General features: G+C 51.0%; 13 protein-coding genes. 6 read left to right on the top strand and 7 right to left on the bottom strand.

The annotated features are described in order from the left end of the window. Positions 1 to 31: 31 nt before the first annotated feature. From EHT87_RS27325 to EHT87_RS27300, 6 genes are all read right to left on the bottom strand, one after another. On the bottom strand, positions 32 to 427 hold the full coding sequence (locus EHT87_RS27325) for a type II toxin-antitoxin system VapC family toxin (protein WP_124909952.1): 396 nt from the start codon (positions 425 to 427) through the stop codon (positions 32 to 34). Then, entirely contained in the window at positions 424 to 648 is a 225-nt protein-coding gene (locus EHT87_RS27320; RefSeq protein WP_124909951.1) for a hypothetical protein, read from the bottom strand. Before EHT87_RS27320 ends, EHT87_RS27325 begins: the two co-directional genes overlap by 4 nt. 62 nt (positions 649 to 710) lie before the next feature. Continuing rightward, complete coding sequence (locus tag EHT87_RS31780) at positions 711 to 842, bottom strand: hypothetical protein (RefSeq protein ID WP_262707764.1); 132 nt, start codon at positions 840 to 842, stop codon at positions 711 to 713. 3 nt (positions 843 to 845) lie between these two features. Next, the gene (locus tag EHT87_RS27310) at positions 846 to 3299 is read right to left on the bottom strand and encodes a 3-hydroxyacyl-CoA dehydrogenase/enoyl-CoA hydratase family protein (RefSeq protein WP_124909950.1); all 2454 of its coding nucleotides are present in this window, start codon (positions 3297 to 3299) and stop codon (positions 846 to 848) included. Between the two features lie 34 nt (positions 3300 to 3333). After that, the gene (locus tag EHT87_RS27305; protein WP_124909949.1) at positions 3334 to 3804 is read right to left on the bottom strand and encodes a MarR family winged helix-turn-helix transcriptional regulator; all 471 of its coding nucleotides are present in this window, start codon (positions 3802 to 3804) and stop codon (positions 3334 to 3336) included. 132 nt (positions 3805 to 3936) lie between these two features. Further along, complete coding sequence (locus tag EHT87_RS27300; protein WP_124909948.1) at positions 3937 to 4974, bottom strand: YCF48-related protein; 1038 nt, start codon at positions 4972 to 4974, stop codon at positions 3937 to 3939. Between the two features lie 175 nt (positions 4975 to 5149). On the opposite strand from EHT87_RS27300, the gene EHT87_RS27295 reads away from it, so the two are divergent. Together EHT87_RS27295 and EHT87_RS27290 are read left to right on the top strand one after the other, a co-directional pair. Next, complete coding sequence (locus EHT87_RS27295) at positions 5150 to 5818, top strand: hypothetical protein (protein WP_124909947.1); 669 nt, start codon at positions 5150 to 5152, stop codon at positions 5816 to 5818. 423 nt (positions 5819 to 6241) lie between these two features. Next, entirely contained in the window at positions 6242 to 7687 is a 1446-nt protein-coding gene (locus EHT87_RS27290) for a S41 family peptidase (RefSeq protein ID WP_124909946.1), read from the top strand. A 72-nt stretch (positions 7688 to 7759) separates the two neighbouring features. Here the strand turns inward: EHT87_RS27290 and EHT87_RS27285 are convergent, their stop codons facing one another. Beyond that, positions 7760 to 8137 carry a gamma-glutamylcyclotransferase family protein gene (locus tag EHT87_RS27285; protein ID WP_124909945.1) on the bottom strand — a complete coding sequence of 126 codons (378 nt, stop codon included), beginning with the start codon at positions 8135 to 8137 and terminating at the stop codon, positions 7760 to 7762. Between the two features lie 87 nt (positions 8138 to 8224). Between EHT87_RS27285 and EHT87_RS27280 the strand changes: the two genes are divergently transcribed. From EHT87_RS27280 to EHT87_RS27265, 4 genes are all read left to right on the top strand, one after another. Next, a complete protein-coding gene (locus tag EHT87_RS27280; RefSeq protein ID WP_124909944.1) occupies positions 8225 to 9688 on the top strand; it encodes a TonB-dependent receptor in 1464 nt (487 codons plus the stop codon). A gap of 211 nt (positions 9689 to 9899) precedes the next feature. Beyond that, on the top strand, positions 9900 to 11537 hold the full coding sequence (locus EHT87_RS27275) for a sodium/sugar symporter (RefSeq protein ID WP_124909943.1): 1638 nt from the start codon (positions 9900 to 9902) through the stop codon (positions 11535 to 11537). A 345-nt stretch (positions 11538 to 11882) separates the two neighbouring features. Further along, entirely contained in the window at positions 11883 to 12521 is a 639-nt protein-coding gene (locus EHT87_RS27270) for a hypothetical protein (RefSeq protein ID WP_124909942.1), read from the top strand. 112 nt (positions 12522 to 12633) lie between these two features. Beyond that, the gene (locus tag EHT87_RS27265) at positions 12634 to 13626 is read left to right on the top strand and encodes an aspartate-semialdehyde dehydrogenase (protein ID WP_124909941.1); all 993 of its coding nucleotides are present in this window, start codon (positions 12634 to 12636) and stop codon (positions 13624 to 13626) included. Positions 13627 to 13812 lie beyond the last annotated feature (186 nt).

The following is a 13812-nucleotide window of genomic DNA, read 5'->3' as shown; positions in this document are numbered from 1 at the left end:
AATGTTGGGTTCGATTATTTTAAATGGAATTTCACTCTTTATATAATTGAACAAATCCGTATGTTAAAATCTTCCCATCGGCAGTTAACAATGGCAATTTTTTCACACGCGCTGTCGCCACAATCAGCTGATCTGCCGGATCATTATGGAATGTGCCAGGCAAGTTGCAGGCATCCACAATAATTGACTGTTCCAATGGTATGATCGTGATACCCGAACGATTGACGGCATTAGCAAGCCAATCGGATACAGATTCTGATAGTTCAATTTTATTTTTCTCTACCAGTTTGGCTACTTCCCAACAAGAGATGACATTAATGAAAATCTCCGACGGAGGTAAACTGTCTAAGTAGTGAAGAGTCGTTGGCTTCAAACGTTCCGGTGCTTGGATCCACCAAATCCAAATGTGAGTGTCTAACAGAATCATTGAGCGGCTTCCCAATCAGAGTTATCGGTTGCAGACCCAAAAGGATCGTCATAGCGAAGCGGTTTTCCCCGAAGCGGGAAACGGTTTTCAAGGGAAGGTACTTCTTCCTGCTCATCTTCTAAAATGATTACCTCCACTTTCTTCCCTTTTTTCAAAGGTAGATTGCGTAAAAGCAGTTCATGATTTTGAGTCAACTCTGTTCGAATCCGTATAGCATTCATTGTCCAAACTGTGTTTACGAGTTGAAAATACCGTCCGATCAAGCCGGGGCGGATTATTGATGTCAAACCGAAATTAAGTACATCGCGTTACGAAGCCGTTCCTCCGGTGTTTTCGGTTGGCATTCAGCATGGTATTGCTCCGTTTCTTCATGCGTCCCCATGTGAAAAGCCGTGCGGTCGAGTTTGGGTGTCATAAGCTAGTTTCTCGGCGGTTTTCCCCCATTCAGTAACCCCTGAATCCGCTCCAGCGTCTTCTTTTCACCGGTTAAGGAAAGAAACGCTTCCCGTTCCAGATCGATCAGGTATTGTTCGGATACGTTTTGCGGAGCACTCAGATCACCGCCACAAATGACGTAGGCCAGTTTTTCGGCGATCTTCTGGTCGTGGTCTGAAATGTAGCGACCCATCCGCATGGCGGTAATCCCGGCTTTGAACAACGCAATACCGGTTTTGCCCTGCACCTTGATGTCCTGGCGCGGTTTGGGTTGCGTATAGCCGTTTTCGGCCAGCTCAATGGCGACCTGCTTGGCTTCGGCAATCAGGCGGCTGCGGTTCAGCACAATCTGGGCCGAGGGCAGCAGGTAATTCATTTCGCGGGCGTCCTGCGCCGACGTCGAGACTTTGGCGGTGGCAATGTTCATGAAAATACTTTGCAGAATGTTCAATTCGGGATCGCCGGTTTGGTAGAGATCGCTGGCGCGGGCGGCCATTTCCTTGGTGCCGCCACCCGCCGGAATCAGGCCGACGCCCACTTCCACCAACCCCATGTACAGCTCGGAATGTGCCACCACGCGGTCGACGTGCAGGTTCAGCTCGCAACCCCCGCCGAGCGCCAGCGAATGCGGAGCACCTACTACCGGAATCGACGAATACCGCGCCCGCATCATCGTCTGCTGGAACTGCGCAATCATGAGGTTGATCTCGTCAAATTCCTGCTCGATGGCAAACATGAACAGCGTCGCCAGATTGGCCCCCGCCGAATAGGCTTCCGACGAGTCGTTGCCGATCACCAGACCGCGGAAATCCTTCTCCGCCAGACTGATGGCCTTGTGAATGCCTTCGATCACCTCGGCACCCATCGTGTTCATTTTGCTGCGGAATTCCAAGTTCAGAATACCGTCGCCGAGATCATAAATGGCCGAACCGGCGTTTTTCCAGACAATAGTATTCGAAAGACTTTCCAGCAAAATAAACTGCTCCGTTCCCGGAATGGCTTTGTAGCTCTTGGTCGGAATGTCATAATACTTCCGGACTCCGTCTTCTACTTTATAGAAACTGTCAAAACCGGCATCGAGCAGATCGTAAACCCACTGCGCCGGTTTGGCGCCCTGCGACTCGATCAGTTCGATTCCCTGGCGAACGCCGATGGCATCCCAGGTTTCGAACAGGCCCAACTGCCAGCCAAAACCGGCGGTGATGGCGGCATCGATGCGGTAGAGTTCGTCGGCGATTTCGGGAATTCGCAGACTGGCATACCGGAACTGGTCAGCGAAGGTTCTGCGGTAAAATTCACCGGCCTTGTCCTGCCCCGCCAGCAAAACCGAAAACCGCTTTTTGAGGTCGTTGATGCTTTTGGTGCCTTCCAGCGTCGCGAATTTGACTTTCTGCGACGGTTTATAGTCAAACGTTTTCGGGTCGAGGGCCAGAATGACCGACTGGCCTTTTTCGTCCTTGATTTTCTTATAAAATCCCTGCCCGGTTTTGTCGCCCAGCCATTTGTTCTCTATCAGTTTCTGCATCACCGCCGGCAACTGGAACGTGTCTTTCGACTCGTCGTTGGTCAGCACGTTCAGCAGGTTACTGGCAACATTCGCGGTGGTGTCCAAACCGACCACGTCCGAGAGCCGGAACGTTCCCGATTTCGGGCGACCGACGACCGGGCCGGTCAGTTTATCGACTTCTTCTACCGTCAGCCCCATGTCTTCGGCCACGCGAATGGTCTGAATCATGGCGTAGATGCCCAGGCGGTTGGCTATAAACGCGGGAGTATCTTTGCACAAAACCGTTGTTTTTCCCAGGTACAAATCGCCGTATTTCATCAGAAAGCGGATGATGGCGGGGTCGGTATCGGGGCCGGGAATGATTTCGAGCAGCCGCAGATACCGGGGCGGATTGAAGAAGTGCGTTCCGCAGAAATGCCGCCGGAAATCCTCGCTCCGGCCTTCGGTCAGCAGATGCATCGGAATCCCGGAGGTGTTGGACGTGATCAGCGTGCCCGGTTTGCGGTATTGCTCGACGCGTTCGTACAGCGATTTTTTGATGTCCAGCCGTTCGACAACGACTTCAATAATCCAGTCGTATTTGCCGATTTTCGACAGGTTATCATCGAAGTTGCCCAGCGTAATCCGTTGGGCGAATTTGGGACTATACAAAGCCGCCGGGCTGGCTTTCAGCAGGTTCTGAAACGCGTCGTTCACAATCCGGTTGCGAACGGCGGGTTTATCGAGCGTCAGGCCTTTGGCTTCTTCGGCGGGCGTCAGGGCATTGGGGGCCATGTCGAGCAGCAGCACCTCCACGCCGATGTTGGCGAAGTGGGCGGCAATGCGGGAGCCCATGATACCGGAGCCGAAAACGGCCACCCGGCGAATGCTGCGGTTTTTAGTAGTCGGGGTTTTACCTTCCGATTGTGGTTTTGCAAGGGTTGCTTCCATAGTTTTTAAATAGGGTCGGGATCTTTACTCTCCTTCACTTCATCAGCAATTCGGCTAATCCGCTTGCTTTCATTTTGGCGTTTTCATCGTCCACCAGGCGGTTGATATCCTTCATCACATCGAAAAAAACCACCAGTTTTTCCAGTGGAATATTCTCCCGGATCAGGTTATTGAACTGGATAACGCCTTCGCGGGCAATCTCGCGTTTATCTTTGCCGATATCCGTCAGCAGAATGCGCACAAACCGTTTGTCGTTCTCGTCGACGACCCGCCGAATCCAGCCGCGTTCTTCCAGACTTTTTAGCATCCTGACGAGGCTGCGTGGTTCCATGCCCAGCAGCGGCCCGATTTTGGTGGCGGGTGTTCCCTGGTCAATGTCGATGTTTAGCAATACATAGCCAATGGCCATCGTCATATCGTAGCGGGCTGCGTAGGCATTGTACATGCGCGAAATGGCGTGCCAACCCGTTTTGATGTGATAATCGACGGTTTTCTCCTTTTTCATCTCAGTTCTCGTTGCTCGTTTGGCCCATGAACTGTAAAGCTACTATATAGCACAGGTATTATGCAAGCATACTATTGAAGAAATAAAGATAAAATAGGGTTAAAGTGGGAAGAGCGATCAGGCGAACAGGCGCTAGTTCACCGTCTTGATCACGGCAATGGTTCCTTTGGCACCGACCGCCCAGCATTGGCCACCCGCGCAGGCGATGGAGTGAAAAGCCGAATCGTCAATTTTGGTCCAGCTTTTTCCGAAATCATCGGTATAGGCTGTTCCCGACGGACCAACGGCAATGAGCCGCTTGCCCGACAATCGACCGACTCCTTCCTTTAAGCCCGGCGGGTCGGTTGGCGCTCCGGCGGTCCAGGTTTTGCCGCCATCGGTGGTTACGGCTACATTCTGCCAGGCACCTTTCTCATTTTTATAGTCGCCACCGACGGCCATTCCGTTTTCGCCCCGATCATCGAACCATAACCCGAAAATTCCGGCCGTTGGCCCGGCCGGAATGGGTGTTTCCGTCACTTCCCACGTTGAAGCCGGTGTTTGTGAGGAATATAGCCGCCCGTTGCCCGTTCCGCCCGAAGCAATCCAGGCCCGCTGGTAATTATACGTTTTCCATTTGTATCCCCGCGTAATCAGGCTGGTTCCGCTGGCGGCAAAAGCGGCCTCGCCCTTAGGCAGGGGCGGCAACTTTTCGGCCGGAACGCGCTTCCAGTTTCGGCCGCCGTTGGTCGTGGTCATCACATACCAGGTTCCGTTGACCGGATCACTGAAAACCATACCTTCCCAGCGGTTCCAGAAGTCCATCGAGTCGAAAAAGACGCCGGGCTGGCTGGTTTGGAAGATCAGTTGCCACTTTTTGCCGCCGTCGCTGGTTCGGTAGAGTCGGGCCTGGCCTTTCTCGGCAGGTCCGGCAGCCATCAGAATGGCTTCTTTGGCACTGAACGCGTGAACATCGCGAAAATCGCAGGTTTCTGCGCCCGGCACCGTTCCGGCGGTCCAGGTTTTGCCGCCGTTGGTCGTGCGGACAAACGTGCCTTTGCTGCCTCCTACCCAGACCACTTTCCGGCTCACGGCACTGACGGCCCGGAAATTGGCGTCGGTGCCGCTGGTCTGGGGTTGCCATTGCGCAACCAAAATCGAGGGAAACAAGAGAAGCAAAAGCAGTTTCATACGGCAAAAGAGCGGTTTGAACAAGGTTAAAATGCAATACAGAATGGTTCTACAAACCAGGGGCGGTAAGGTACTCTATTTTTGTGAACGGCTTTTCGTGAATGGTAACCGGATTGGTGCCGTTTCGCGTATGTTTGTTCTGAATTACTGCTAACAACAACTGATAGAATCACTTATGAAAAAGATTTTCGCCCTTATCGTAACCTTCGGCTGGAGCGTACTGACGTACGGACAAGCGCCGGAAAATGTGGTTTCCGCCAAAATTAACGGGAAAGAGTGGCAAGCCAAAGCCCAGCGGCTTAATCTGCCCTTTACCGGTGTCAAATACCTGGCCATTGCCGGCATGAACGTGAGCCCGGATGTCCAGACCTGGATTCGCTTTCTGTACGTCGATCAGCTAAAACCGGGTACGTATCCAATCATTGCCGAAAATGATAAGGAGATGGAAAAGAAATACAAAGATTCAAACGGCAACGTGGTGTGGGCTTTGGTCGATTATACGGAAGAATCCAAAGGTCTGGGCCATGCTTTTCACGATGGGGAGTCGTGGAAAGGTACGGTGACGATCACCAGCGTAACCGACAACAGCATCGAAGGAACGTTTGAAGCAACCCTGAAAGAAGTGAATTATAAAAAACGGGCGATGGCGACCCTTTCCGGTTTCGGAATCCGGCAAAATCTGGAAGATAAAGCCATCACGGCCGCCGGTGGCGGTATGTTGACCAAGTCGGGTCCGCACGATCATGACAATACCAAACGCACCGAAACCAGTGGCGAAATAACCATCACGGACGGGAAATTTAAAGTGAGCTGGGGGAGCGACTCCGCTAAGAAAGGAAAGTAAGCAGGTATTGATGACTGGCCGCGCCCTCCGGGTTTTTGCAGAAGCACGTTGCTTTCTGCCAGAATCCGGAGGGCGTTTTGTTTGGAGGAAACGGACGTTTTACCTGGTGGATAGATGAGTCAAAACTACATAATGTTATAGAGCCAGCCTTTCACTTGCCGCCCCCGTATCACCTGTAAAACCCTTTATGTAGTACAGCCCTGCTGTTAAAAACCTCTTCCTGGGGATTTACAGTGGCTTTGGAGCCTAATCAGACTCATCAACGTGCGCCCTAAGTGGGTAAGATTGGATCAGGTTAAGTACTGATTAAAATACAATTAATAGGATTAGTCTATTGAACAAACAGGATAAGCGTGACGTTTAAAATATAGTAACAGAACGTGCGTTAGACTAGTGTTTTTGACAATCTCAACAGACAACTTAATGAAACTTTCTTTGAACTTACGGCAGTGTGCCTGGATGGTGGTGGTGGGCGTTGGTTTTTGGATGACCGCCTGTACGAAAGACCCGGAAGTTACTCCTCAGTCGCCCGTTGGCAGTACGCCTTCCAAGGCGGACCAATCGGTGAACAACTGGATTCTGGAAAACATGCGGGAGGTGTATTACTGGAATGATAAAATACCGGCTAATCTGGATACGACGCAGGATCCTGAATCATTTTTTTATTCGCTGCTTTACGATTACACCAACAAAGCAAACCCCGAGCGTGACCGGTTTTCGTGGATTCAGCCAAGCGCCGATGAACTGAAGTCGTCGCTGAGCGGTGAAGAAAAAACTACCGGTCTAGAAGTGCAGTATTTTCTGCGGGCGCAGGGTTCGACGGATGTCATTATCAAGGTGTTGTATGCGTTACCCGGTTCACCGGCGGCAAAAGCGGGCCTGAAACGGGGTGATATTATTACGTCCATCAACGGGCAGAAACTGACCACCGGCAATTACGCTTCGTTAGCCTACGATCCTACCACGTTCAACTATGGACTCGCGAAACTCGAAAACGGCAAAATCGTGGATACCGACGTTGTAAAAACGGTTACTGCCGAAGTTGTTCAGCAAAACCCGGTATTTCTGGATTCGATCTACGCAATTGGCGGGAAAACGGTTGGCTATCTGGTCTATAATCAATTCATTCCCGGCCCCAACGGCAGTGCAACGCCAATTTATGATCAGAAACTGGAGCAGGTTTTCAGCAAGTTCAAAGCACGGGGTGTCAACGAGTTAGTGCTTGATTTGCGCTATAATCCGGGTGGTTATGTGTCGTCGTCGGTCAAGCTGGCGAGCATGATTGCCAAAGGCGTCGACAATACCAAAACGTATTACCGGATGGAATACAACAAAGACGTCATGGCCGAAATTGCGAAGGAGAACCAGACTGACGATTTGATCACGCGTTTCCAGACCAAATCGCAAAACATCGGCGGGAATCTGTCGCGGGTGTTCATTCTGACCACCGAAGGAACGGCATCGGCCAGCGAGCTGATTATTAATGGCTTAAAACCGTTCATGCCGGTCATTACCATTGGGGAAACCACCTATGGCAAGAATGTCGGTTCGATTACGATCTCGGATGAAACGGGCAAAATCAAGTGGGGAATGCAACCGATTGTCTTCAAATCGTTCAACGCCCTGAATCAGTCGGATTATTCGACGGGCTTTACCCCAACCATTGCGAAAACTGAACCGCTTGCCGTCAAGCAACTGGGCGACATCGATGAGCTTTATCTGAACACGGCTTTGTCGCAAATTACCGGAAGCGTAACGGCCCGTATTTCGGCAGAACAGGGAGCGAAATTGCCCGCCATCGGATCAACCGTTGAACGCCGGGCTGGTGGCAGCAACATGTTCATCGAGCGAAAAGCGTTGAATTTCTGACGGTTTGGGCTGGTAATTGATCGTATAAAAGCAAAAAACCGTCAGGAAAGGGCGGTTTTTTGCTTTTCCGGGCTAGTCAAAATACCGCCCCGATGCGATGGGCGGAAAGGAATCGGTTGGCTGATTGAAAAGATAAACGAGGCAGTCGATAAAACCGGTAGCGGTTTCTACCGGCACAATGGTCCGGACGTATTCATCACCTTCGTATTCGTCGAGGGTTGGCAGCAGGGTTTCCGGGACGGAATAGATTTCGCCATGCACGTGGGAGCCCGAACTGGGGTCGTAGACGGCACCGGGGTACGTGCCAAGATCGTATACTAATCCGGGAAAGAAACCCGGGCCAATGAGCCGGGAATTCTGACGCAGAGTATGGGCCATTGGGTGTTTTGACGCACTGAGCAGCGTTCCATAAACAAAAAGATGGGCAGAGAGTGTTGCGGAAGTGGGCATCTGATAGGCGATATTCGGAATGATATTTGTAAATTTAAACCAAAAGTTACCTGGCCGTCGCATCTGAACCAGTATACTCGCCAACCTATGTACGATAAAACCATTGGAACCAAACAAAAAGGGCTGCGAATAAACCTCGACCGACGGATTTACGGCTCTTTTGCCGAAATAGGGGCCGGACAGGAGACGGCAGCCATGTTTTTTAAAGCCGGAGGGGCATCGGGCACCATTGCCAAAACGATGTCGGCCTACGATATGACCTTCAGCGATGCGATTTATGGCCACGAAGAAAGTGGCCGTTACGTGGTCGAATCGCGGCTGATCAAAATGCTCAGCAAAGAATACAGCCTGATGGAAAAACGGCTGGCCGAACAACGCGGAGAGACAACCACGTTTTTTGCTTTTGCCAATACCGTCGTTGCGCTTAATTACCAGAAAACCAATGAGTCGCACGGCTGGATTGGATTACGGTTTCAACTCGAACCGAAAGCTCCGTATAACGACGTCATTATTCACGTCCGGATGCTCGACAACGAAAACGTGTTGCAGCAACAGGCGCTGGGCGTCATCGGCGTCAACCTGATTTATGGCTGTTATTACTACTACAAATCGCCGGAAACGTTGCTGTTGTCGCTCATGGACGATTTGTCGCCGGAGCGGATTGAAATTGACATGATTCGGTTCGACGGACCGGATTTTGCGAGTGTCGATAACCGGCTGATGAGTTTGTATCTGGTTCGGAACGGTTTCACCAATGCGGCCTTATTTGGCCCGGATGGCAAGGTTTTGCAACCTTCGGAAGCGCTCTATAAGCGCCATATTGTGCTGTTGCGCGGGCGATTGCGGCCCGTGACGAACGTTCACCTCGACATGCTGAGCAATGGCCTGAAACAGTTTCTGGAAGAACCGGAAATTGACCCGAGCCGCGTGGTTACGGTCGCTGAATTAACCCTTCATAATCTGGCGGCCAACGTCGATCACGGCATCGATGAAAAAGACTTCCTCGACCGGGTCGATATTTTGTGTTCGCTCGGGCAAACGGTAATGATTTCGAGCTTTCTGGAATATTATCGCCTGGTGGCGTATTTGTCGCGTTTGACCCGCCTGAAAATCGGCCTGATTCTGGGCATTCCAAATCTGGAATATATTTTTGAAGAACAGCATTACAAAAACCTGCCGGGCGGTATTCTGGAGTCATTTGCCACGCTGTTCAGCCGGAAAGTCAAGCTGTTCGTCTATCCGACGCTACTTTCCGACGGCGTAATTTACCGGTGTCAGGATTTTCAGTTGCCGCCTAATTTGCAGCCGTTGTATCAGTATCTCATCGCGAACGACAAAATTGAGGACATTACCGATTACAACGAAGAAAACCTGCATATTTCGACAGATCGTGTGTTGCAAATGGTAAAAGCCGGAGAAGAAGGGTGGGAAACGATGGTTCCCGAAGGTGTTGCCAAGATTATCAAGGACAATTGCCTGTTTGGCTTTCCGTGCGAAGTGGAATTTGAACCGGTGGCTGAACCGGCCACTACCGGAACGTCTCCTCAATAAGCCGTACTTGTTTCATTTCATGGAAAACAGGAACCTTTCACGGTTCCTGTTTTTGTTGGCATGGATACGGGTCGAAAACTGCGCACAGCTGCAATTTACAGCTGCCAAGCTACGATTATTTTGTTATATTCTTGTATGTGCAATAATGTGGCCTTGAATACGAATCGAAATAGTTCTATTTTGCCGTTCTTTAAGCATAACCCTGTTCGGAATGAACCACCTTCAACCCGCCGATTACGCGGTGTTCCTGCTTTACTTTATTATCGTGTCCGGCTACGGCTACTGGATTTACCGCCGTCGAAAATCAGCTGAAACCAACACCAAAGATTTTTTTCTGGCCGAAGGCTCGCTGACGTGGTGGGCCATTGGCGCTTCGCTGATTGCGTCCAATATCTCCGCCGAGCATTTTATCGGTATGGCCGGATCGGGCTTCGCGATGGGGCTGGCCATTTCATCGTACGAGTGGTTTGCGGCTGCCGTATTGATCGTCGTGGCGGTTTATTTCATTCCGATTTACCTGAAAAATCGCATTTACACCATGCCGCAGTTTCTGGCGCAGCGGTATAACGACACGGTAAGTACGATTCTGGCCATTTTCTGGCTGGTCGTCTACGTGCTGGTCAATCTGACGTCAATTCTGTATCTGGGGGCCATTGCCATCGAGTCGCTGGCCGGAATTTCGTTTACCACCTGCACCATTGGGCTGGCTCTTTTTGCCATTTTTATTACGCTGGGCGGCATGAAAGTCATCGGCTATACGGATGTAATTCAGGTGGTTGTCCTGATCACCGGGGGATTGGTCGTCACCTATCTGGCGTTGCAACTGGTGGCGGATAAAGTAGGCGTTCCGGGTGTCTGGAACGGTTTGCTGTCGCTCCGTACGCACGCTGATTCGCACTTCCACATGTATTTTCCCGAGGGACATCCGCATTATAGCGTATTGCCCGGTATGGCTTTGGTCACGGGCGGTATGTGGGTGAATAATCTGTCGTACTGGGGTTGTAATCAGTACATTGTCCAGCGGGCGCTGGGTGCCGACCTGAAAACCGCCCGCAGCGGGATTCTCTTCGCGGCTTTTCTGAAACTGCTGATTCCGCTGATTGTGGTCATTCCCGGTATTGCCGCTTACGTCTTGTACCAGAACGGCACATTTCAGGAAGCCATGACGGGCAGCAACGGCGCCGTTCGGCCCGATAACGCCTATCCGGTTTTGATGAATCTGCTGCCGACGGGCATGAAAGGACTGGCTTTTGCCGCTTTGACGGCCGCCGTGGTGGCGTCGCTGGCGGGGAAATGCAACAGTATCTCGACGATTTTTACGCTCGATATTTACAAGAAATTCTTCGACAAAGACGCGTCAGAACAAAAGCTGGTGCGGGTGGGCCGGTATGCGGTGGTGGTCGCGTTCATTATTGCGATTATCATTGCGCCCATGCTGCGGTCGTTCGATCAGGTGTATCAATACATTCAGGAATATACCAACTTCGTTTCGCCGGGGGTATTTGCCATTTTCCTGCTGGGCTTCTTCTGGAAACGGACCACAACCCGAGCGGCCTTGACTGCAGCCATTCTAAGCATTCCGCTGTCGGTGCTGCTCAAATTCTGGGCGGAGGTTATGGGTTTGTTTGGAGTTGAGGCCGCTGATATTCCATTTCTACACCGCACCATGTGGGTTTTTTGCCTCGACGTAGCCCTCATGGTGGTGGTTACGCTGACGGACCCCGCCAGTCACCACAACGAAAAAGGCCTGGAAATCGATCAGAAGATGTTCAAGGTAACACCGTCGTTCATCGCCGGTTCGGCGATCATCCTGACGATTCTGGCGGTTTTGTACACGAATTTCTGGTAAAAAGGCGTAATCTGGTAGTGATTGTAATCCAGCCCACGGTTTTAACCGTGGGACCGCTCCGTTGTCGCTCGCGTGTCGCGAGTAATTTCTATCCAAAGAGCCTCCGGCCCGTCCATTTGCTTTCCGAAACGATACTTATCGGCTTGAAAACCTTCCTCGGGCCGGAGGCCCTTTGAATACAAATCACTCGCGACACGCGAGCGACAACGGAAGACAACGGAATAACGGAAGCGCAATTGTACCAATAGCATTTCACGGTATAATTAAAACCATTCTGCTAAAATTATAATCAAACTTTAATCATATAAGCAGCGTTTTTCCGTAGATTTCAAAAAAATCTCGACGATGAAAACGCTGTACTTTTTATTGCTGGCGTGGCCCGTGGGAGTATGGGCCCAGACCGAAACCTTAAAACCCATTGAAACGGCTACTTATTCCGTACCCGTTTACACCCGGTATGGCTACCAGCCCCATTATTCCTCACAGTATGTATACGACGGCATTGAAGTCCGCCGACCGACGGATTTAGGCCAGTATATTCTGGCTTCCGGCGATCCGAACGCCATCGCTGAATACCGGCAGTTTAAGAGTGGGCGCGATTTTGGCACCAGCCTGATGGTCGTCGGTGGTGTTACGTCGTTAGTGGGCATGATCATCACGGCCAGTCCAAAAGAAACACAAAGCCAAAGCGGTATTCCCAAAGGAGCCACCTATTACAACGGCGCCTGGTACGGCAACGGAATGGTCTACTACGGAAATCCGACCACGGAGACAAAAAAAGAAGTCCGGAAAGGCGGTGTTGTGACCATGACGACCGGTCTGAGCGTCTTCCTGATCGGTTCGCTACTCCGCATGCCGGGTTTGCATTTTCGCCGTTCCATTCAGTATTATAACAAATCACTCCGGTCAAAAGACGTTTCCATTCGTCTCGAACCGCATTGGGATTCCACCCACGCCGGGGCTGGTTTGGTGGCGCGGTTTTGACACTGAGCGATTGATCCAGTTTTTTTTGACGCTTTCCCCGTTCTCTCAGCATTTCTCTGTATTTTTGCACCCAATTTTTAAGAATTGTTTCACTTAACTAGTTGGTACAAAAATGAAAATTGCAGTAGTAGGTGCAACCGGCCTCGTCGGTGGCGAAATCCTGAAAGTGCTCGAAGAGCGTAACTTCCCGGTAACGGAACTGATTCCTGTCGCGTCAGAACGCTCGGTGGGTAAACAGATTACGTTCAAGGGTAAACAGGTTACGATCGTGAGCTTTGAGGATGCCATCGCGGCAAAACCGGCTATTGCGATTTTTTCGGCCGGCGGGGGCACGTCGCTCAAACTGGCTCCCCAATTTGCTGAAGCCGGTATTACGGTTGTCGATAATTCATCAGCCTGGCGGATGGACCCGACCAAAAAACTGGTGGTTCCGGAAATCAACGCCCACACGCTCACGCCGGAAGACAAAATTATTGCCAACCCCAACTGCTCGACCATCCAGATGGTGGTGGTGCTGAATCCGCTGCACAAGCGCTATGGCGTGAAACGCGTCGTCGTGTCGACCTACCAATCGGTTACCGGAACCGGTAAAGCCGCCGTCGATCAGTTGTATGCCGAACGTTCGGGCGATTATTCGAATCCGAAAGTCTATCCGCACCCCATCGACCTCAATGTATTGCCGCACATCGACGTTTTTCTGGACAACGGTTACACGAAAGAGGAGATGAAGATGGTGAACGAAACCAAGAAAATCATGGGTGACGACACGATTCAGGTGACCGCGACCACCGTACGGATTCCGACGATTGGTGGCCATTCTGAAGCCGTGAATATTGAATTTGAAAACGACTTTGAAGTAAGCGATGTCGTTAAAATCCTGGAAGAATCGGAAGGCGTTATTATCCAGGACGACCCCAAAAATGCGATCTACCCGATGCCGTTGACGGCGCATGGAAAAGACGAAGTATTTGTTGGCCGGATTCGTCGCGACGAAAGCCAGGAAAATACGCTCAATCTCTGGATCGTTGCGGACAACCTGCGGAAAGGCGCAGCCACCAATGCCGTTCAGATTGCAGAATATTTAGCCGAAAACAATTTGGTCTAACATCCTGTTATATAAATACAAGCCTGTCGGCCTTAGGCTGACAGGCTTTTTTGTTTATAGCCCCATCTACTTATAAATACACGGACAATTCGATTTGTTTTGGATTGATTCCGGGACTTCCTCTTCAAAATCTTCCTAGGAAACCGTTCCAACTGGTGTATCCGGTGAAATGGTCGTGCAAGAAAA

This window comes from Larkinella knui (assembly GCF_003858645.1).
GTDB lineage: Bacteria > Bacteroidota > Bacteroidia > Cytophagales > Spirosomataceae > Larkinella > Larkinella knui.
Note: the sequence above shows the minus strand (reverse complement) of the source record. Positions and strands in the feature narration are given on the sequence as shown.

Coding starts and splice junctions, on each gene's coding strand:
- EHT87_RS27265 (WP_124909941.1), top strand. CDS start 12,634: ATGAAAATTGCAGTAGTAGGTGCAACCGGCCTCGTCGGTGGCGAAATC.
- EHT87_RS27320 (WP_124909951.1), bottom strand. CDS start 648: ATGAATGCTATACGGATTCGAACAGAGTTGACTCAAAATCATGAACTG.
- EHT87_RS27300 (WP_124909948.1), bottom strand. CDS start 4,974: ATGAAACTGCTTTTGCTTCTCTTGTTTCCCTCGATTTTGGTTGCGCAA.
- EHT87_RS27280 (WP_124909944.1), top strand. CDS start 8,225: ATGTACGATAAAACCATTGGAACCAAACAAAAAGGGCTGCGAATAAAC.
- EHT87_RS31780 (WP_262707764.1), bottom strand. CDS start 842: ATGACACCCAAACTCGACCGCACGGCTTTTCACATGGGGACGCATGAA.
- EHT87_RS27310 (WP_124909950.1), bottom strand. CDS start 3,299: ATGGAAGCAACCCTTGCAAAACCACAATCGGAAGGTAAAACCCCGACT.
- EHT87_RS27285 (WP_124909945.1), bottom strand. CDS start 8,137: ATGCCCACTTCCGCAACACTCTCTGCCCATCTTTTTGTTTATGGAACG.
- EHT87_RS27290 (WP_124909946.1), top strand. CDS start 6,242: ATGAAACTTTCTTTGAACTTACGGCAGTGTGCCTGGATGGTGGTGGTG.
- EHT87_RS27270 (WP_124909942.1), top strand. CDS start 11,883: ATGAAAACGCTGTACTTTTTATTGCTGGCGTGGCCCGTGGGAGTATGG.
- EHT87_RS27305 (WP_124909949.1), bottom strand. CDS start 3,804: ATGAAAAAGGAGAAAACCGTCGATTATCACATCAAAACGGGTTGGCAC.
- EHT87_RS27325 (WP_124909952.1), bottom strand. CDS start 427: ATGATTCTGTTAGACACTCACATTTGGATTTGGTGGATCCAAGCACCG.
- EHT87_RS27295 (WP_124909947.1), top strand. CDS start 5,150: ATGAAAAAGATTTTCGCCCTTATCGTAACCTTCGGCTGGAGCGTACTG.
- EHT87_RS27275 (WP_124909943.1), top strand. CDS start 9,900: ATGAACCACCTTCAACCCGCCGATTACGCGGTGTTCCTGCTTTACTTT.